This is a genomic window from Undibacterium sp., from assembly GCF_030683615.1.
Lineage (GTDB): Bacteria > Pseudomonadota > Gammaproteobacteria > Burkholderiales > Burkholderiaceae_D > Undibacterium > Undibacterium umbellatum.
Window position 1 is genome coordinate 227,503 of record NZ_JAUXQE010000010.1, and the last position, 20,100, is coordinate 247,602.

The window sequence follows — 20,100 nt, forward strand, 5'->3', positions numbered from 1 at the left end:
GAGGAAAAAACATGAGTCAGGAATGGCAAGTTATTTGTCGCGTTGATGATATCCCCGTATTGGGCGCGCGCGTGGTTGCACGTGCAGCCAAGCCGGATGTGGCTATCTTCAGGAATAGTGAAAACAAGGTGTTCGCCCTGCTGGATAAATGCCCGCACAAAGGAGGCCCTTTATCACAAGGCATCGTCTTTGGCGAAAGAGTGGCCTGCCCCTTGCATAACTGGAATATAGAGTTACCCACGGGTTGTGCGATTTCTCCAGATGAGGGCTGTACCCAAAAATTCAGCTTGAAAGTGGAAGCAGATCAGGTCTATCTTGATGCAAATGAATTATCGACACTGGCAGTAGAGGCATAAAGTCGAAGGATAATAAGCCGGGCCGCTGCAGTCTAAATTGCAGCAGCTTGCACTTGAAAAAGGCATGTATGACTGAAACCAAATCTACCTGTTGTTATTGCGGCGTTGGTTGCGGTGTAGTAATTGAAAGCGAAGGCGGGCAGGTTACAGGGGTACGTGGTGACCCGGATCACCCAGCCAATTTTGGCCGTCTGTGCAGCAAGGGCAGTACCTTACATCTGTCGGCTGATGCGAAAATACAGCAGCAGGTCAGGGCACTTTATCCAGAAATGCGCGATCCAGTCGCCGGACGTGAAGTATCGCGCCAGCGCAGTGGCTGGGATACCGTCATCGCCAGCATGGCGGGCAAGTTTGCTGACACCATCAGGGCACATGGCCCGGACAGTGTGGCATTTTATATTTCTGGTCAATTGCTGACCGAAGATTATTACGTCTTCAACAAACTTGCCAAAGGTTTGATCGGCACCAATAATATCGATAGCAACTCGCGTCTGTGTATGTCCAGTGCGGTGGCTGGCTACAAGCAAACTCTGGGTGCTGATGCTCCGCCCACATGCTATGAAGACATAGACCTGGCGGAAGTCATTTTTATTGTCGGTTCCAACATGGCCTATGCCCATCCGGTTTTATATCGCCAACTGGAACAGGCCAGGGAAAAAAATCCAAACCTGAAAGTGATTGTTGCCGATCCGCGCCGTACTGATACCGCGCGTGAAGCAGATCTGTTCCTGCCTATCTTGCCTGGCACCGATGTTGCCCTTTTCAATGGCATGTTGCATCTGTGCCTGTGGGAAGACTTGATCGATCTGGCCTATATCCAGGAACATACCGAGGGGTTTGCAGAACTCAAGCAAACCGTGCGTGACTACACACCTGCAGCTGTCGCCAAGACCTGCGGCATCAAGGAAGTCGATCTGGTGCAAGCGGCGCGCTGGTTTGGACAATCCAAAGCCAGCCTGTCGCTGTATTGCCAGGGGCTCAATCAATCATCTGCCGGTACTGCAAAAAATGCGGCGCTGATCAATTTGCATCTGGCTACCCATCAAATCGGCAAGCCGGGTGCCGGGCCGTTTTCCTTGACCGGGCAGCCAAACGCCATGGGCGGGCGTGAAGTCGGTGGCATGGCCAACCTGATGTCGGGTCATCGCGACCTTGGTAATGCTGAACATAGGGCAGAAATTGCTGCCTACTGGGGGGTAGATGACGTACCTGCAACACCTGGCAAAACCGCAGTGGAAATGTTTGAAGCAGTCCGGCAGGGTGAGATCAAGATCATCTGGATAGTCTGCACCAATCCTGCACAATCCATGCCTGAGCAAAACCTGATACGCGAAGCTCTGCAAAAAGCCGATCTGGTGATCGTGCAGGAAGCGTATACAACTACGGCCACCGTGCCGTATGCAGACATCCTTTTGCCAGCCAGCACCTGGGCTGAGAAGACGGGCACCGTCACCAATTCTGAGCGCCGCATATCCCGTGTGCGCCCCGCCTTACCTGCGCCCGGTGAAGCAAAACATGACTGGCAAATCGCCAGCCAGTTTGCGCAGGCACTGGCCCCCTTGCTGGGTAAGTCGCCAGCAAACTTCAAGTACGATAGCGATGAACAGGTATGGAATGAACACCGCGACAGCACCGGTGGCCGTGACCTGGATATCACAGGTTTGTCTTACGGCATACTCGAGCAGCAGGGGCCGCAGCAATGGCCTTATCCGGCTGGTGCCAGCACCGGCAAACAGCGTTTGTATGAAGACGGCATCTTCCCCACAGCCAATGGTCGCGCACGTTTCATCATTACCGTGTATCAGCCGGTCAAAGATGCAGTTGATGCGCGCTATCCATTCTCCCTCAATACCGGTCGCCTGCGTGACCAATGGCATGGCATGAGCCGCACGGGGACAGTGGCGCAGTTGTTTGCCCACGTAGCAGAACCTGGCATCTGCATGGAAGCTACAGACATGCAGAGGCGTTTCCTGAAATCGGGTGACCTGGTACATGTCAGTAGCCGCCGTGGCACGGTTATATTGCCAGTAGTCGAAAGTGATGAGCAGCGTGCTGGCCAGGTTTTCATTGCCATGCACTGGGGTGAAGAATATGTATCTGGTCGTGGTCATAGTCAGAATGCCAGTTATGGGGTGAATGCCCTGACATCACCAGCGATAGATCCCAGCTCAAAACAGCCAGAGCTGAAAGCTGCCGCCGTCAAGATATTGAAGGCAGAATTGCCATGGCGTTTTGTGGTATTTGCATGGCTGGACAGTGAAAAAGCTTATACTGTCCAAACTGCCTTGCGCCCTTATATGCGCGAGTTTGCCTATGCATCCTGCACACCATTTGGTCGCGACAAAGTGGGAGTGATCTTCCGCGCTGGCAATGAAGAAGCGGTAGCAATTGACATTCTTGAAAAAATCGAGCAACTGTTTGGTATAAAGGGTACAGATGTCTTGCGCTATGACGATAAGCGTCGCAGTGTTTCGCGTCATATTCTGCTGAAAGAAGGTGGCCTGGCTGCTGTTGCGCTGGCTGGCGATGTGTCTGCTGAGGCCTGGCTCAAGGACTTCCTGCAGGCACAGGAGCCGGTCGCCAGGCTGGGCCGTCTCTTGCTTATGCCCAGTTCCACGGCGCCGCAGGGCTTTGCCGCACGTGGCAAAGTGGTTTGCAGCTGCTTGAATGTCACTGATGCCGAAATTAATAAGGCGCTTGGTGACATGGATGGTTTGGCTGCCGATATCCTGACTGACTTGCAGGGTAAACTCAAATGCGGAACGAATTGTGGCTCCTGTGTACCGGAACTGAAGAAAATGATCAATTTGAATATGCAGGAAAAAAATTCACTAACAGCATGAAGTTAGAAAAAATAGACCTGGCTTAACAGGCGGCAGGCAGGCACTCCGATTTTCACTATTACAGTCAACAGTAATGCGGTATCACGAGGCGCTAGGCTTGTATTTCCGCCTCGGTTATGCCGAAAGAACAGTTTTTGGCAATTATCAGGAAGACCCCTTGAGCGACTTCTTGGCGAAAATTTTATCTGCCTGAGTCCTTAGGCAGTTTGCCTGCGCAAATTCAGTAGCATCGCTCCAAATGAGATAAAGGCTGCGCCGACTATCCGGTTTATCCATTTCACGAAACGTGGCTTGACCAGGACGTGCATGGCACGCGCTGCCAGTTGGGCATACATCAGGTGGGTCAGGTAAGACATTGCCATGAAAATACTCATGAGGATGAAAAACTGCGGTGCCAGTGCTTCATTGGCATTGATGAAATGCGGGAACAGGGCGGTAAAAAACATCAGTGCCTTGGGATTGGTAGACGCCGTCAGAAAAGCTTCACCAAATAATTTCTTTCTGCTGGGTTGCTCTCTCAGGGCATTCGGGGATGCCTCTTGCGCCAATGCGCCATTCTTTCCAAATAATTGTTTGGCACCGATATAAAACAGATACAACGCGCCCATGATCTTGACGGACGCAAACAGAAAGGCAGATGAATTCAGCAAGGCTCCCAAACCCAGGAAGGCTGTCGTTGACAGGCAAAAGATGCCACTGATATTGCCCAGGGCTGACCACATGACAGAGCGGGTGCCATAGCTGGCACCATTCTTCAGGGATAACAGGATGGCCGGACCAGGGCTGAGTATGGATAGTCCGGCTATTGTCGTGAAAGCAAGCAAGGTCTGGGGTTGCATGTTTGATTCCGGGCGTGATAAAAAAATTGTGTTTGGCTTATTGCATTTTTGCTCCGGTTGCCTGGCGTACAGGAATACCGGCAGGATCAAAATTGTCCAGGCAATGCACATTGATACCAAAATTATCCGGCGTCACACGCTTGCGATGAAAAGGGTAAATTCCACAGGTTTTGCAAAAGTAATGATGGGCAGTATGACTATGGAACTGATATTCGCTGAGTGATTCTGCACCCGCCAGCAGTTTGAAATGACTTTCATGTACCTTGACCATCAAGGCATTCTTGCGGCGGCAGATCGAGCAGTCACACATCGTCAGTTCGTGAAAATCTGTCACAATTTCAAATCTTATAGCGCCACAGTGACAGCTGCCTTGATAAGTTTGCTTGCTGCGAGTGCTGTTTGTTTGCATTTGTATACCTGTCATGAAGGATGTTTCAAGCGCATCTTAAAGGACTGCCGTGTAGCTGTACCGGTACAATTTTCTGCTACGCACGGCGCTGCCATGGTCATTTCACCATGACAATTTCATGCACATCGATCCCAACTTGCCCTAAAGCCTTTTCTGCCTGTTTCAGGTGTGTCCAAATGTAAGCCATACCTTGGTATCGTTGTAATGAATTAACAATGGTCTTATCATGCCGGGTCTGTGCTTATTTCATTGCTCCCTTTGTTTGCAGCACGCTTGCCTCATCTATTTTTTTTGTCCACCTCCATGTGCTTCACTCTTCAGGCTTTGACCGCAAATTACCATGCAAGCAATGGTGGCCATGCATTGCGCCCTGGCCTGATCGCTACTTGTGTGGCTTTGGCATGTCTGCAACCAGGTCTGGTTTTGGCAAATGATGTGGCATCGTCTACGTTTAGCTTGCCCGCAGTACAGGTAAAGAGCAGGGAAGTCCTGGTCACTGAATTTCAATTCAGTGGCAATACAGTGATCAGCAGCGCCGAATTGAGGGAAATGACTGAGGCGTATATTGGCAAACGTGTCAGCTATGCCGAGCTGGAGGATTTGCGCACCCGTATCTCGCGCCTGTATGTCGAGCGTGGCTATTTGAACTCTGGTGCCGTGCTGCAGGTGACGGAGGGCGAGCAGCCTTTTCCATCGGGCATCGTGCCAGTTCGCTTGATAGAAGGGCGGATCAGTGAGGTCAGAATAAAGGGCGAAGGAAGATTGCGACCTGCCTATTTGCAGCAGAGATTGATCAATGAAGACGAAGCTTTCAATATGCCCATCTTGCAGCAGCGCTTTCAACTCTTGCTGACGGACCCGCTGTTTGAAAAAATCAATAGCCGGATTATTCCCGGTGAGCAGCCGGGCATGGCGATACTGGATATGGAGGTAGTGCGTTCCAAGGCATATGGCATGAATCTGTACGCCAATAATTATCGTGCACCCTCCATAGGTTCACAAGTTCTGGGTGTGAGTGGCTGGGTGCGTAATTTGATGGGCTATGGTGACTACCTGGACGCCAGTCTGGCTCATAGTGAAGGGGCCGATCCTGTGCATCTGGGGTGGACCATGCCTGTCAACAGCCATGGCACCAGCATCAAGCTGGGCATAGACAAGGGCAGTTCCTCAGTGGTTGGTGAATCCCTGGCTGCAGTGGATATTAAAAGTAGCAGTTCTGGCTATGAACTGGGCGTCAATCAGGCTCTGGTCCACCGCTTGCAAAGAAAAGTCGAGTTGGGCTTGACGTATAGTCAGCGCGATAGTCAGACTAGTTTGCTGGGCGAAGCATTTTCCTTCACGCCTGGAGAGCCGGATGGTTATTCAAAAATCAAGGTAGTACGGTTTTCCCAGGAGTGGACTGAGCGCTGGGAAACCGAGGCGCTGGCCATGCGTAGCGTCTTTGCTTTTGGTCGCAATAATATAGATAGTAATGAAAGCGGCACGCAAGTACCGGCTCAGCATTATCGTATCTGGACCGGACAACTACAGTATGTAAAAAACCTGGATAAGTCAGGCCAGCAAATAGTCTTGCGGGCAGTAGCCCAGCAAACGCCAGATCGCTTGTTGCCGCTGGAGCGATTTTCTCTGGGTGGAGTAGCTACTGTGCGTGGTTATAGAGAAAATGCGGTGGTGCGTGACCGCGCCTGGCTAGTCAATGCGGAATACCATTTTCCTTTGCCTGCCTGGCAAGACGCTGGGCAGTTCAAGCTCATTGCGTTTGCCGATATGGCCAGTGCCAGCAACAAGGATGAATCTGCCCAAAGGCTGGCCTCGTTGGGCGCAGGCTTGAACTGGCACAGGCAAAAATGGAGTGCTGACATGTTCCTGGCAAAGAAGCTCATCAGCCTGCCAGGGCAAAACAGCGGCAACTTGCAAGACCATGGTCTGCATTTTCAATTGACTTACCATTTATTTTGAGAGTGCGGCATATGATCATGAAATTTGCCCCACCTGCCATGCGCATGCTTAAACTTGGTCTGTTTGCATTGTATGCGATAAGCCCGGCTGCTTTTGCCAGCGAACGTACGCTGGAGCAGGGTTTGCGTGACTGTGCCAGTGGTAATTACAACCAGGCACTGAGTATCTTGCAAACGGCTTATGCCAAGGCAGAAAAAAACAGCGATAAAGTCAAGGCAGCGTCTGCCCTGGCCCAGACTTTTATACAAACGCACCAGACGGTCAAGGCTGAGCCTTATTTAAGTTTTGCCTTTGAAAATGCAGAAAACAAACTGGATAAGGCGGGCTATGCCGTCGATTTTGGAAACTGGCAGCAGCAACAGGGACATGCAGGGCAGGCACGCTATTATTACGACGCCGCATTGAAGCTGGCCGGAAATGATGCTGCAATTGCCATCAGTGCAGAGCTCAACCAGCATAAGCTGGATGCAAAAAAACAAGCTCCTGTCGATCAATTGAAAAACCTGCAAACACTGTGGCAGCGGTTACAGCAAGTTGGTGACAGCGTACAAGTGGCGCGCTATAGCTTGAATCTGGGCGTGCAGGCTAAGTCTTTAGGTGCAGTAGGGCAGGCGCTGGCTTTCCAGGCGTTTGAGCAAGCCCGTGTATTGACAACTAAACCTGGTCAGCCGCGTTTGCAGTTGGAAGCGCTGGACCAACTGGCGCAGATGTATGAAGATGCCCGGCGCTTTGACGAAGCACTGGCTTTGACAGACCAGGCACTGCTGGCAGCACAAGGCCAGGAAGTGCATGACTTGCTCATCAATATCGAATGGCGTCATGGTCGCATTCTGCGCATACAAGCCAAAGCTGCTGAAGCTATCGCGGCATACCAACGAGCAGTCGAACACATTGAAGCTATACGCACCGACATACCGGTGGAATACCAGGATGGCCGTTCCTCTTTCCGTGAAACCCTGGAACCTGTCTATCTTGGGCTGGCAGATTTGCTATTGCAAACTTCTGATCCGCTTGATGATGAACGCAAAAACGCACAATTGCGCCGTGCCCGCGATGTATTGGAATTACTGAAGCAAACCGAATTGCAGGATTATCTGGGTGACCGTTGTGCAGTGGATACCGCCAGGGCAAATCGTAAAAGCACCATGCTCGCCAGCGATACAGCAATACTTTATCCTATCGTCTTGCCAGACCGGCTGGAACTCTTGCTGGAAACTGGCAAGGGCATGTACCGCCATAGTTTACCTATGTCTGCGAATAAACTGCGTGCGGACGTCATTGATTTTGGCAACAACCTGAAAGATAATTTATCCTTCCAGCCACAGGCAAAACGCCTGTATCTAGCCCTGTTGACACCTGTCGATGCAGAGTTGACTCAGCAAGGCATACGTACCCTGGTCATCGTTCCTGATGGCGTCTTGCGCCTGTTGCCCTTCGCCGCCTTGCATGACGGACAGCGCTTTGCCATAGAGAAATATGCTATCGCGGTCGTGCCAGCCCTGAGCCTCACGAATACCAATGCCCGCGTTCATCAAAAGGGTGGTTTCAAGACGCTGCTGGCGGGTATGAGTGAACCTGGAACTGTAGTGGATAAATTGCCAAATGCCATGGTAGAGCAATTGTTGAATGCCAACCAGCAGAGCGCCGCCATGAACGGGCGACAAGTCGCCAGGGCCGTGCTGACCCGTAGCTTGCGCAATATCCCCAAGCCTGCAGATACCAGCATGACAGGGAAACTGCCTCAACCCTACGTCAGCAAGCCAGAACAACATCAGCAATTACAGCAAATGCTGGCACTGGCTGGTGTCGATGAAGAAATCCGTACGCTGGAAAAACTCACCATTAGCCAGACCTTGTTAAATGCCGGCTTTACTGTGGCTGCATTCAGCCAGAAAGTAAAAACTGGCGACTACCAAATCGTGCACATTGCTTCGCATGGCGTCTTTGGTGGGACAGCAGATACCAGCTTTGTGATGGCCCATGATGATGTGATTACCATGGATAATCTACAGCTATTCTTAAGGGCTGGGAATATGAAAAGCCAGGAGCTGGAATTATTGACACTGTCCGCCTGTGAAACTGCAGAAGGTGATGACAGGGCACCACTGGGTCTGAGTGGGGCTGCTTTGAAAGCAAGAGCCAGAAGCGCACTGGGTTCACTCTGGCCAGTGTCCGACGATGCAGCCACCTTGTTGATGGGGCAGTTTTATCGCAGCCTGGCAGAGCCTCTTACGAGCAAGGCGCAAGCATTGCAAAAAGCCCAGTTGAAGTTGATGAAGAATAATAATTTCAATCATCCTTTTTACTGGGCACCATTCATCATGGTAGGGAGCTGGTTATGAGTAAGGTCGGTTCGCACTCCTTGAGCTTGCTCAGATTAAGTATCTTGCTGGCTTTTGGAAGCATGTCTGCATGCGCATGGGCGGGTGCTACCACTGATGGCACTGTCGGCGCAGTGCAAAATCTCAGCGGTAATTTTGTCGTCCCGCAAAATCTGGGGACGACTAAAGGCGGAAACTTATTTCACAGCTTCAAAAATTTCAGTATAGAGAGCGGTGAGTCGGCAAACTTCACGACAACAACTGCTTTGCAAAACGTGATAGCCCGTGTCACTGGCGGCACCGCATCGAATATCAATGGTTTGCTGAAGTTGAGTGCTGCTACAGGCAGCCAGCCTCATTTTTATTTCATCAATCCTGCTGGTGTGATCTTTGGCGCAGGGGCGGCCGTTGATGTACCTGCTGGTTTGCACATCAGTACGGCTGATTATGTGAAATTTGCTGATGGCAATTTTCATGTCGATACTGCCAAAGCCAGCACCTTGTCAGCCGCCGCACCTGAAGCTTTTGGTTTCCTGGGAAATAACTCAGTCGCTCTTGAGTTCAGGGATGGTGCGACGGTGAGCCTGCTACCGCAAAAGGCATTGACACTTGCCGCAGGCGATATCAGCATTAACGATGCCACTGTACTGGTCCCTGGTGCAGCAGTGCGCCTGCTCGCCGTGGGAAAAAACAAGCTTGAGGCTGGCTTCAATGGTGACTTACCCAAAGCAGATGGCAGCCTGAACATACTCAACGGCGGCAGTATCAATGCTACTGTCAATGGCAATGTGGATGGTAATCTGTTGCGCATACAGGCAGGCCAGATTCTGATCGATGCCCAGGACAATCGTCAGCCTACTGGTATTTTCAGCAACGCCAAAGAAGGTGGTGGCAAATCCGGTGACATGCTGATTGCCGCCAGCCAGCAACTCAGCATACAAAATGGTGGCCGCATTTCTTCCTCTACTTTCACTACAGGCAATGCAGGAGCGATCAAAATAGATGCTGGCGCTGTCAATATGAATGGCCAGGGCAGGCTCAGCGGGATTTTCAGCCAGACCAATGAGGATAGTGGTCATGCTGGTAATCTCGATATCAATGTGACTGGCAAACTCGCAGTTCTGAATGGTGCGCTTGTTTCTTCATCGACTTACACGGCGGGCAATGGTGGTAATGTGCGCGTCAGCGCCAATGAGATTTTGCTTGATGGCGCAGAGGCTAACGGGCCATCGACTGGTTTCTTGAGTACCACTAATAGCGGGGCAGGAAATGCCGGTAACATTGAGGTAAGCGCCAAGGGTAAATTGAGCATCCTCAATAGCGCGCAGATATCGACAGCGACCTACTCCGCAGGGAAGGGTGCCGATATCAAGCTTAATGCCGCAGAATTGCTGATTAACGGCAATGCAGTTTCTACCGGCATTAACAGTATTTCTGGTGGCGCTGGCAATGCGGGCAATCTGAATGTGAATATCAGTGGTGCCACCAGCATCCTGTCTGAGGGCGGTATTGCGACATCGGCATTTGACACTGGCCAGGCTGGAAAAATCAAATTTACTGGCAATAGCCTGCATATAGATGGGCAGGGACTGGAAGCTGGTATTTATAGTGATGCCGGTGATTTCCGCACCGCTGCCAGTTTTCGTGGTGGTAACGGCGGCGACATTGACGTCAGCGTTTCTGATAAGTTATCTATCATCGCCGGGGGGCGCATATCTACGACTACGTATACGCGCGGCAACAGCGGCTTCATTCATGTGTCTGCCAAAACCTTGGACTTGTATGGAAATGGCAGCGGTATCATGGCAGAGACCATAGGTGTGGGTAACGCTGGCAGTATTGCAGTCAAAGCCAGCCAGACTATCCAAATGCAAGCGGGGGCAAGAATTTCTTCGGCCACCCGTTTTGTTGGCAATGGCGGCAGTGTCAATATCGATACTGCCAGTCTGGATGTCGATGGCAAGGGAGTTGCAACTGGTATTTATAGCGATGCAGGTACCCAGGCTCAAGGGAATGCTGGAAATGTTGATGTCAATGTTTCAGGTGATCTGTCATTGAAGGATGGCGGTCAGATATCGTCTGCGACCGTTAGTTATACTACTGGTTCGGCTGGCGCCGTCAAAGTGAATGCTGGCAGCCTCAAGCTGGATGGAAAGCCAGGCAATGCCGTCAAGGGCGAAGTTGGCAATGTGCAGACATTGAACACCGGGATATTCAGCAGTGCCAATGCAGGTGATGAATATACCAGCAGATCAGCGGGAAATGCCGGTACGGTGAACGTCACTGGCAAGCAACTGCAAATGAGCAATGCTGCGCAAATTTCGTCGAGCGCCTATGCCAAAGGCAAGGCTGGTGAAGTCAATGTGAGTGCGGATAAAATACGGCTGGACAGCAATGCCATCATTAGTTCAGAAGCGGGGGCTGATTCGGGCGGCTATACCGGTAATATTAATATCAAGGCGAATGAAAGCCTGAGTATGGAGCAAGGCTTGCTGTCGATACGCAATGCTGCCCAGGTAAGTGCCGATCAGCTACCAGTGAAAACCCTGCTGGCTGTTGACGCGCCTGAGATCAAATTGCAGCAATCACAGATCACGGCTTCAGCCAGTGGCAACGTGGCAGCCAGCGATATACAGCTCAGTTTTACCCATCGCCTGCTGGCGAAAGACAGTACGATTAGCACCAGCGCATTTCAGGGGAATGGCGGTGCCATCAATATCAAGGGCAAGGGGCCACTCATGCTTGAACGCTCACAAATCACGACTTCGGTCACTGGTATGCAAGCGGGGAATGGTGGCATTGGAGCTAATGGTGGGGATATTGGTGTCACTGCACCAGCACTGATACTGCGTAGTGGCTTCATACAGGCAAACACGGTAGCCAAGGCTGGCAGTGGTGGCAATGTGAATATACAAGTGGACACGACCATCGCCAGTGGCAATCAACTGGTGCTTGGTGGCCCACTGCAGAAGTTTGATGGCAGCGGCAAAAACCTGATACAGGCTTCAGCACCTGATGGCGTGAACGGCGTTATCAGGCTGAGTAGTCCACAAGTCGATTTTTCCGCCAGTCTGTTGAATCTGACGGCGCAAGCCTATGATCTGGGAGACCTGCTGACTGATTTGTGCCGAGTTGGTGGTGGAAGTTCCCTGAGTACGGTCGGGCGCGGCGGAATAATGCCTGGTGCCACCAGTCTGTTAAGACCTTGATTGCTGGTAAGCTGAACTGACATGATCAAGACTCCATCCATGCCACAATTCTTCACGCCACGCTTGTTGCAAGTGCTGGGCTTGTTGATGCTGCTGGTGCTGGCAATAGTCTTTCTACATCTGCCGGCAGTACATGTGGTTGATAATAAAATCCTTGACCTGCAGTTCAAATTTTCCCGTGAATATTTTCCCCAGCAGATAGAGATAGACCCTGTTGTGGTCGGTATAGATGAAGCCTTTCTGGATGAAGTGGACGAACCGCTGAGCTTGAACCACATTCATCTGGCCAAATTTTTAAAGCTCATGAATCAGGCCGGAGCCAAGGTGATCGGCATGGATTTGAGTTTGCCAGAAAAACGCTTTGATACCCTGGTCTCAACACGCAAGGATGCCCAGGATTTTCATAAAACCTTGTTGACTGGAATGCTGGAAACCATACAAACAACGCCCGTCGTGGTCGCCAAGGTATGGGACTTGAAGCACGCACATTTTCGCAACATCCAGCTTGACTATGCCGCAGTGCTGGGGATGCAGGGCGATCAGTTTCAGGCCGTGGCTTCGGCAGAGTTTTGTCGGGATAGCGACCAGCGCATACGCCGTTTCCCGGGGGCTGATTGTCAGCCAGACCGCATGGCTCGCGGACTGGCGACAGAAATCGCAGCAGCTGCGGGCGTGCGTCAGGACTGGTCTGGGCTCATCAATTATCGCCTGGGCGCACGCTACAACTATGTGCCCTTGCAAGAGGTGTTCAAACTCGCGCAACAAGTCAAAGTGGCCGAATTGCAGCAGCGCTTTGGCGGCAAAGTCGTCTTGCTGGGTGCTACCATGGATGCCACTGACCTGGTGGATTTGCCAGTATCTTTGGCTGCCTGGCTGCCTGTAAATGATCCTAATCCCGGTGTGCTGGCCCATGCGCAGTTATTGCGCAGCATCTTGAACCAGCGACTGTTGCAGCAAGCCAGCATGGTCAGTTTGTTTGTCTTGTCAGGCTTGTTTGCGCTGTTCTGGCTGGGGCGCAGCATACGCATCAAAATGATGGTCTTTGTCATGGCAACCTTGGGTTTGCTCTTGGCTAGCACTATCGCCATGCAATATGATTTCTGGTTACCGCCCACCGCTGTCTTGTTGACGGGTTTGCTGGCTTTTGGGAGTAGCTCAGCCTGGCAAGCCTGGCAGCACTATGTCGACAAGCAGCGCCTGAGCAAGGCATTTTCTGGGCGCGTCAGCCCGGCAGTCATGCAGGAAATAGTTGAAGGGCGGATAGATCAGACTTCGCAAAGCCGCCGTTTGCCCGTCTGCGTCTTGTTTTCTGATATACGCGGTTTCACCACGCTGTGCGAACATGCACAGGCAGAGGATGTGGTCAGTCTCTTGAATCGCTATTTCGCTGTCATGAGTAAAATTGTTCATGATCACGGTGGCACCATCGATAAATTTATTGGTGATGGCCTGATGGCTTTTTTTGGGGCTCCTCAAAAACTGGACAATCCTGCGCAAAATGCCTTCAATGCTTCGCGTGACATGCTGGCCGCGCTCAGCATTTTGAATGAGGAATTGCAGGCAGAAGGCAAGGCTAGTTTGCAGATAGGCATAGGCCTGCACGCCGGGGATGCGGTGATTGGCCAGGTCGGCTCAGCCGAACGACATGAATATACCGCAATTGGTGATACCGTCAACACAGCGGCGAGGATCGAAGGCTTGTGCAAGGATGTAGGGTATCCTGTCGTTTGTTCGGCGACGGTGCTCGCCAGTCTGGCAGAAGCAGATGCCTTGATTGCTCTGGGCGATAAAAATCTCAAGGGCCGCTCTGCCATAGCCGTGTATGGCTGGCAACCTTTGTTGGCATAAAATTTTGGAAGGTAATGAAGATGAAGACAATAATGCGTAGTTGGTTGGCGATATCAATGACGGTGTTTGCGCTTATCAGCGGGCAAGCACATGCACAAGCTGCTCTGGGTATGGTTCTGGATGTGCAGGGAAATGGCAAGATGGAAGTCAATGGGGTCAGCTCTAAATTGCAACTGCTGGCCTACCTGCAACCTAAAATGCAAATCACGCTGGATGCAGGTGCCAAGGCTTCATTGTCCCTGTATGCCACACGTGCGGTATATCAGCTGACTGGGCCTGCTACCGTCACGGTAGAGACAGATGGTGTCGTCAGTGTACAAGGACAAAAAGCCGTGGTTAAACCCATGGCAGAAAAACTGGTGCGCGCCGCAGAAACCAGCAACGTGATTGCCGGTGCAGTACGCATGCGCCAACTGCCGCCGCGTATTGTCGCAGTTATGCCAGAAAACAATTCTTTATTGTTGGGTAGTCGTCCTGTATTCAACTGGATATCCGCAGAAGCGGCAGAATTTGATATCAGCATTCACGACATGGATGAAAAGCTTATTTTCAGCGAAAAAATTAGGGAGAATAACTGGCAGTTGCCAGAGAAAGTGAAGCTGGAAGATGGGGCAACTTACCGCTGGCAAGTCAGCTATGTTTCAGCCAAGGATGGCAAGACCAGTACAGCCAAGGCAGAATTTAAACTGGCCAGCAAGGCTGAAACCGCCACCCTTAATGATCTGAAGCCTGCGGACACAGCCGCATTGGAAGAGTGGGTCATGTATGCGGCCATGTTGCAAGGCAAGCGCGCCTTCACCGAGGCCAGGCAAGTATGGCAATTGATCGCAAAACAGCGCCCCGACTTGCAAAAAATGTCTGAAACCGCACCCTGAGCTACCATAAAAAAACGCCACTAAGTGGCGTTTTTTTATGCAGCTGTATTCATCCCGGTATCGAGGAAATCGACATGGAAATCCACGATGACCTGGCCAGCAATGCGTTGCACTGAACCGTCCTTGTGCATGCGACTAACGGTTTTATCTTCGCGCGAACGCACATCGATCTGGAATTCAGGGTGATTTTTGGCAAAAGCCTCCTGTATGGTTTCCCGGACTTGCGCCAGCAAAGCTTTTTCAGATGCAGACACGGTATCTATCGCATCCTGAACGTTTTGCTCAGCTACTGCAGCAAGATTTTCTGCATCGCCAAAGAACTGATCTACGGTTTGCCTGAACTCTTTTTGCGTCGTCACGCAATACTGGATTTTTGCAATAGGAAAGAGGCTATGAACAATGCGCGAAGCCATGACGCGCTCAGGGTCGGTCGTCATGACAAGCAGACTGTCTGCATTTTCTTCCAGGATCAGCCAGTGATGGTCTTCGACATAGGCACGCTTGAAGTTTTTCAACGCTTCAGGGCGTGGTCGGTCTTCTTTAAATGGCTGGTATTCACATTCAAAGAAAGTCGCCAGAGAATTACCTATATCAGCAGGGCTGACTTCAAATTCATCAATCAGGATTTCTTCCACATCGACACCCTTGCGGCGGGCTGCACGCGCGGCCAGGCCCAGTTCAGGTATGGACAGTATCGACGATTTGATCAGTGAATCAAACTTGGTATGGATGACCTGCGGTGACATCAGGCGCTGGGCAAAGGCGACAGCCAGGGTATTGCGCAGGTATTTGAAGCCTTCTTCCAGCAATGGCGGGAACTGGCAGTCATTGCGGTTATTAATCAGTTGCAGCACACCCAGCAATTCATTGCTTTGCTCATGAATCAGCGGGCCAACCAGCATATGCTTGGTACGAAAACCGGTACGCTGATCAACACGGCGCAAGAATTCCAGTTTTGGGGAGTGTTTTCTGAGTTCGGCCTCGTCATACACATTCAGAATATTGACGGTCTGTTTGCTCATCGCGACAAAGCCAGCGACACTTTTCTCTGAAATAGGCAGGGCAAAATCCTTGAATGAGGTCAAGCCAGTCTTGACCTTGGATTCTATGGCATTTTTCTTGTAATTGACCGAGTATAGAGTGAGGCGCTCACAATCAAACAGTTCACAAATGCTTTGTGATAAATCAAGCATGATCTGCTCGATATTACTGGTCGAATGAATGGCATTCGTGATGGTTTGCAGATTCTTGAAGAAATGTAAGCGAGCATGCACGTCCTCTTTATCATAGACATCATACTGATCTTGCTGGATACGGCGTACAAAACTCATAAATATGCTTTCATCGATGGAATTTCAATCCCAGCTATTTTGCCACAGACAGGCCGTGTCGTCATTGCGACACTGATAAGCTTCAGCGCGTTTTTTGTAAAAGTCTGTTGTTAATAATTGGCTTGGTAGAAAGTATGGAGATTTTATGGTTTTCTTCTCAATAAAGGGAGCGTTCCTTGCTCCCTTTACTTGATTTTTAGTTACCAGATGGTGATACGCTTTTCTGGTGCGACATACATCTTGTCACCTTCCTTGACACCAAAGGCAGAATAGAATTCTGGCAGATTCACCAGCGGGCCATTACCTCGGAACATGGAGGGTGAATGTGGGTCAGTATTCACTCTGAGTATGGTTTCGCCGTCGCGTGACTTGCCACGCCAGACTTGTGCCCAACCCATGAAGACGCGCTGGTTGCCAGTGTAGCCATCAATCACGGGAGCAGGTTTGCCGCCCAGTGAAATCTGATAGGCCTTGTAGGCGATCGATAAGCCTGAATTGTCAGCAATATTCTCACCCAGGGTCAGCGCGCCGTTAACCTTGTAGCCAGGTAGCGGGCTATAGGCACTGTATTGGGCGATCATGGCTGCCGTCAGTTTACCAAAATTGGCCTTGTCATCCTTGGTCCACCAGTCACGCAAATTACCGTCGCCATCTGACTGGCTGCCAGAATCATCAAAACCATGGCTGATTTCATGCCCTATGACGGCACCTATGCCACCATAATTGACGGCGTCATCGGCTGCCACATTAAAGAAAGGTGGCTGCAATATCGCTGCCGGGAAGACAATTTCATTCTGGCGCGAATTGTAATAAGCGTTCACGGTTTGCGGACTCATGCCCCAGTCAGTGCGGCTGACAGGCTTGCCCAGTTTTGCCAACTGACGCTGATATTCATGCTCGCGGCCACGTATGATATTGCCGACCAGGTCATCCTTGGCGATGTCCAGCTTGCTATAGTCACGCCATTTATCCGGGTAACCTATCTTGGGATTGAATTTGGCCAGTTTTGCCAGCGCTTCTTTCTTGGTTTCAGGGCTCATCCAGCTCAGGGTTTCTATACTTTGCTTATAGGCCAACATCAAATTGTTGACCATGGTTTGCATGCGCGCCTTGTTCTCAGGAGGGAAGTATTTTTCTACATACAATTGCCCCAGTGCTTCTGACAGGGCTTCTTCCACACGGCCGACGCCGCGCTTCCAGCGTACCTGGTTAGCAGGGACGCTGCGCAAGGTCTTGCTGGAAAATTCAAAATCCTGATCGACGAAACGCTGGCTGAGGAAAGGCGCGTAGGCATTCAGGGTTTGCCATTTCAGGTAAGTCTTCCAGTTATCGAGAGGCGTGGCGGCGATGATCTTGCCCAGGCCGCTGAAAAATTCAGGCTGACGCACGATGACATAATCCATTTTGCCTGCCATGCCATTGGCGCTGAAATAGGCGGCCCAGTCAAAGCCAGGTAGTAATTGCTCAAGCTGTTTCAGGTCTGCCTTGTTATAGGTTTTGACTGGGTTACGGTTTTCTACCTTGGTCCACTGGACCTTGGCGATCTCGGTTTCGAGCGCCATGATGGCTGCGGCCCCCTGTTCAGGCTTGGCCTGCCCACTCATGCCCAGCATTTTTTCCAGATGCTTGAGATAGGCTTCGCGGAAACCCTGCAACTTGGCATCATCCTGCTTCAGATAATAGTCACGGTCAGGCATGGTCAGGCCATTCTGGTTCAGATATACCGCGTACCGGCTAGAGTCACGCGCATCCTGATTAATGCCGATCGCAACGGGCATGTTCACGCCCAGTTTACTGAGTTCTGCCATCAAGGTGGGCAGTTTTGCCTTGTCTGTGAGTGCATCAATGCGGGCGAAATGGCCTTGCAATGGCTTGATATCAAGTGCATTTGCGCGAGCCTCATCCATGAAGCTATTGAACAGATCAGCAATTTTTTTCTGGTTTGAACCAGCGGCGAGCTGCTTATTCGCAGCCAGGGTCTGGATGATGTCATAAGACCTTTGCTCAGAGAGATCACGCAACTGGTCAAATGAACCAAAACGGCCACGGTCCGCCGGTATCTCAGCAGTTGCCAGCCACTTGCCGGACATATGCAGGTAAAAATCATCCTGAGGTCTGACGGACGTGTCTATCCACTGCAAGTCTATGCCGGATTGCAGTTTGTGCGCAGCGACCGTGCTGTCAGTTCCAGAACTTGCTTTTTGTGCAAGGGCGGGTGTTGCCAGCATATTTGTAAACAGGCTGGCAAGAGCGAGAGAAATCAGGGTACGTGACATGGTATGTCCTGGCTATGAAGCTTGTTGAGAGGAAAGAGTGGTAGATGCTTGAATTTCTCTAAAGTTCAGAGAATTTAGAGAAACTTATGCTGCAGAACGGCAAAAGTGAGGTTGACAGCAATATTTGTGTTCACCCTTATTTATTGGGCCAGGCTTTTTCGGTAAACAATAAATCCTGACCTGTCTGCTACCTGGCTATACAGTTTTTGCGCTGTCTCATTGGTTTCATGCGTTTGCCAATACACCACGGTAGAACCAGCCAGCTTTGCCTGTTCGTACACCGCCTCTATCAAGGCGCGGCCTACCCCTTGACCACGCACATCCGGGCTGGTGAATAAATCATTCAAATAACAACTGGCTTCAATGCGGCTGGTAGTCCTGTGGTACAGATAGTGTGCCAGCCCGACCAGGCGGCCATCCAACTCAGCCACCAGGGCATGCACTGGTTCATAGCCATCAAAAAACCTGCTCCATGTCCTGAGTGTGACTGCTTCTGGCAAGGCATTTGGGCCGGTACGTTCATAGAACTGGTTATAGCCTTCCCACAAGACGGACCAGTTGGCGAAATCTTCTTTGGTGACGGCACGGACCGCGACTTTACTCATTTCTTTTCCTTATGATTTGATTTTTATTCAGATTCAAACAATTGCTGCTCCATGACATCCGCCAGCGCGTGCGAGGCAGGGTCCTGCTTTTCACGTAAACCATCCACCATATTCACTCTGTCTTGCGTGCTTTTGTTCTGGCTGGTTTTCCATTTTCCGCTGATGCGGCGTACCGGGATTTCTATGCCAACGATCATGTCCATCATTCTGTCTACATATTCTGCAGGGGCATCGCTGACTTTCCAGGGTTGGTCGAACTTCCGCTCAAAATTGTCACTGAGATCGCTGAGCAGGCGCAAAAATTCTTGTCTGTCTTCGACGATGCGGATGGGGCCATGTGCATGCACGACTGCATAGTTATAGGTCGGCACGACAGAACCACTGCGCTGCTTTTCTTCATACCAGCGCGGGCTGATATAAGCTTGCGCACCCTGGAAAATCAATAGCGCATCCTGAGCTGAAGCAGCACTTTGCCAGACTGGGTTATTGCGGGCGACATGACCACGCAAGACGCCATACGGTGCCTCTGTCGTTGGTGCTGAGATGAGGAAGGGAATGTGATTCGCCGCCAGTTCGCCATCCTGCAAGCTGACTAGTGCAGCCAGCGGGTGTGCCTGTATTAGCGCGTGCAAGACTTCAATACGTTCTTCAGAAAAATGACTGGGCATGTACATGGTTTACTCGATTTCTATGATGACTTCGGCATTAATGGAATTGGCGATATAACAATGTTCATGCGCCATATGATGCAATTCTTCACGTTCCTGCAAACCTGGTTGCTTGTCTCCACTGTAGGTCTCCTGCGGACGCAGATGAATGCAGGTAATGGCGGTCTTCCCTTGGGGATTTTTTTCCATGACGCCTATCGCCAGGTCGCGATATTGGTCTAGCACATAGCCACGTTTGGCGACAAAGGATAAATAGAACAGCATGTGACAAGAAGCTAGCGCGGCGACCAGCGCTTCTTCCGGATCAACATTTTTTTCTACCGACATAGGTACAGGGACGGATAAGGGTGATGAAGACGCTGGCACCACCAGGCCGCCATCAAATTCCCATGCATGCGCACGGCTATAGCGATTGTCGCTAAATACCTGTTCGCCACGGTCCCATAAAATTTTTGCCTGGTATTGATGCATTTGTTACTCCTATGCGGTGAATTTGCGTTAATCTTATTCCTGGTATTGGTTATTGAAAAGTACCAATTTTATTAAAAATAAGAATGCCAA

14 protein-coding genes are annotated in these 20,100 nt (G+C 50.9%); 7 read left to right on the forward strand and 7 right to left on the reverse strand.

Annotated elements, in window-relative coordinates:
- Positions 1-11: 11 nt before the first annotated feature.
- Together nirD and Q8K39_RS06665 are read left to right on the forward strand one after the other, a co-directional pair.
- On the forward strand, positions 12-356 hold the full coding sequence (gene nirD, locus Q8K39_RS06660) for a nitrite reductase small subunit NirD (RefSeq protein WP_305258867.1): 345 nt from the start codon (positions 12-14) through the stop codon (positions 354-356).
- Between the two features lie 68 nt (positions 357-424).
- The gene (locus Q8K39_RS06665) at positions 425-3,199 is read left to right on the forward strand and encodes a nitrate reductase (RefSeq protein WP_305258869.1); all 2,775 of its coding nucleotides are present in this window, start codon (positions 425-427) and stop codon (positions 3,197-3,199) included.
- Between the two features lie 197 nt (positions 3,200-3,396).
- Here Q8K39_RS06665 and Q8K39_RS06670 read toward each other — a convergent pair whose 3' ends face one another.
- Both Q8K39_RS06670 and Q8K39_RS06675 read right to left on the reverse strand, forming a co-directional pair.
- On the reverse strand, positions 3,397-4,038 hold the full coding sequence (locus Q8K39_RS06670) for a LysE family translocator (RefSeq protein WP_305258871.1): 642 nt from the start codon (positions 4,036-4,038) through the stop codon (positions 3,397-3,399).
- A 37-nt stretch (positions 4,039-4,075) separates the two neighbouring features.
- Positions 4,076-4,372: a GFA family protein gene (locus Q8K39_RS06675; RefSeq protein WP_305258873.1), complete on the reverse strand. Its 297-nt coding sequence runs from the start codon at positions 4,370-4,372 to the stop codon at positions 4,076-4,078.
- A gap of 378 nt (positions 4,373-4,750) precedes the next feature.
- Between Q8K39_RS06675 and Q8K39_RS06680 the strand changes: the two genes are divergently transcribed.
- The 5 genes from Q8K39_RS06680 to Q8K39_RS06700 are packed head-to-tail and all read left to right on the forward strand — an operon-like array spanning position 4,751 to position 14,659.
- Positions 4,751-6,406 carry a ShlB/FhaC/HecB family hemolysin secretion/activation protein gene (locus tag Q8K39_RS06680; protein ID WP_305258874.1) on the forward strand — a complete coding sequence of 552 codons (1,656 nt, stop codon included), beginning with the start codon at positions 4,751-4,753 and terminating at the stop codon, positions 6,404-6,406.
- Positions 6,407-6,423: 17 nt separating this feature from the next.
- Entirely contained in the window at positions 6,424-8,748 is a 2,325-nt protein-coding gene (locus tag Q8K39_RS06685) for a CHAT domain-containing protein (RefSeq protein WP_305258875.1), read from the forward strand.
- Positions 8,745-11,936, forward strand: coding sequence for a filamentous hemagglutinin N-terminal domain-containing protein (locus Q8K39_RS06690; RefSeq protein WP_305258877.1), 3,192 nt, complete (start codon positions 8,745-8,747; stop codon positions 11,934-11,936). Before Q8K39_RS06685 ends, Q8K39_RS06690 begins: the two co-directional genes overlap by 4 nt.
- A gap of 21 nt (positions 11,937-11,957) precedes the next feature.
- Positions 11,958-13,784, forward strand: coding sequence for an adenylate/guanylate cyclase domain-containing protein (locus Q8K39_RS06695; RefSeq protein ID WP_305258878.1), 1,827 nt, complete (start codon positions 11,958-11,960; stop codon positions 13,782-13,784).
- Between the two features lie 20 nt (positions 13,785-13,804).
- On the forward strand, positions 13,805-14,659 hold the full coding sequence (locus tag Q8K39_RS06700) for a DUF928 domain-containing protein (protein ID WP_305258880.1): 855 nt from the start codon (positions 13,805-13,807) through the stop codon (positions 14,657-14,659).
- A gap of 35 nt (positions 14,660-14,694) precedes the next feature.
- Here Q8K39_RS06700 and Q8K39_RS06705 read toward each other — a convergent pair whose 3' ends face one another.
- From Q8K39_RS06705 to Q8K39_RS06725, 5 genes are all read right to left on the reverse strand, one after another.
- Positions 14,695-15,990, reverse strand: a complete 1,296-nt coding sequence (locus Q8K39_RS06705; RefSeq protein WP_186954806.1) for a GAF domain-containing protein — start codon at positions 15,988-15,990, stop codon at positions 14,695-14,697.
- A gap of 200 nt (positions 15,991-16,190) precedes the next feature.
- The gene (locus tag Q8K39_RS06710) at positions 16,191-18,266 is read right to left on the reverse strand and encodes a M13 family metallopeptidase (RefSeq protein WP_305258882.1); all 2,076 of its coding nucleotides are present in this window, start codon (positions 18,264-18,266) and stop codon (positions 16,191-16,193) included.
- A gap of 140 nt (positions 18,267-18,406) precedes the next feature.
- On the reverse strand, positions 18,407-18,871 hold the full coding sequence (locus Q8K39_RS06715) for a GNAT family N-acetyltransferase (protein WP_186954804.1): 465 nt from the start codon (positions 18,869-18,871) through the stop codon (positions 18,407-18,409).
- A gap of 23 nt (positions 18,872-18,894) precedes the next feature.
- Positions 18,895-19,545 (reverse strand): FMN-binding negative transcriptional regulator, encoded by a 651-nt coding sequence (locus tag Q8K39_RS06720; RefSeq protein WP_305258885.1) that lies wholly within the window; start codon positions 19,543-19,545, stop codon positions 18,895-18,897.
- Between the two features lie 3 nt (positions 19,546-19,548).
- On the reverse strand, positions 19,549-20,010 hold the full coding sequence (locus tag Q8K39_RS06725; RefSeq protein ID WP_305258887.1) for an OsmC family protein: 462 nt from the start codon (positions 20,008-20,010) through the stop codon (positions 19,549-19,551).
- Positions 20,011-20,100: the final 90 nt, after the last annotated feature.

Coding starts and splice junctions, on each gene's coding strand:
- Q8K39_RS06670 (WP_305258871.1), bottom strand. CDS start 4,038: ATGCAACCCCAGACCTTGCTTGCTTTCACGACAATAGCCGGACTATCC.
- Q8K39_RS06725 (WP_305258887.1), bottom strand. CDS start 20,010: ATGCATCAATACCAGGCAAAAATTTTATGGGACCGTGGCGAACAGGTA.
- Q8K39_RS06705 (WP_186954806.1), bottom strand. CDS start 15,990: ATGAGTTTTGTACGCCGTATCCAGCAAGATCAGTATGATGTCTATGAT.
- Q8K39_RS06680 (WP_305258874.1), top strand. CDS start 4,751: ATGTGCTTCACTCTTCAGGCTTTGACCGCAAATTACCATGCAAGCAAT.
- Q8K39_RS06715 (WP_186954804.1), bottom strand. CDS start 18,871: ATGAGTAAAGTCGCGGTCCGTGCCGTCACCAAAGAAGATTTCGCCAAC.
- Q8K39_RS06690 (WP_305258877.1), top strand. CDS start 8,745: ATGAGTAAGGTCGGTTCGCACTCCTTGAGCTTGCTCAGATTAAGTATC.
- Q8K39_RS06700 (WP_305258880.1), top strand. CDS start 13,805: ATGAAGACAATAATGCGTAGTTGGTTGGCGATATCAATGACGGTGTTT.
- nirD (WP_305258867.1), top strand. CDS start 12: ATGAGTCAGGAATGGCAAGTTATTTGTCGCGTTGATGATATCCCCGTA.
- Q8K39_RS06665 (WP_305258869.1), top strand. CDS start 425: ATGACTGAAACCAAATCTACCTGTTGTTATTGCGGCGTTGGTTGCGGT.
- Q8K39_RS06685 (WP_305258875.1), top strand. CDS start 6,424: ATGAAATTTGCCCCACCTGCCATGCGCATGCTTAAACTTGGTCTGTTT.
- Q8K39_RS06720 (WP_305258885.1), bottom strand. CDS start 19,545: ATGTACATGCCCAGTCATTTTTCTGAAGAACGTATTGAAGTCTTGCAC.
- Q8K39_RS06710 (WP_305258882.1), bottom strand. CDS start 18,266: ATGTCACGTACCCTGATTTCTCTCGCTCTTGCCAGCCTGTTTACAAAT.
- Q8K39_RS06695 (WP_305258878.1), top strand. CDS start 11,958: ATGATCAAGACTCCATCCATGCCACAATTCTTCACGCCACGCTTGTTG.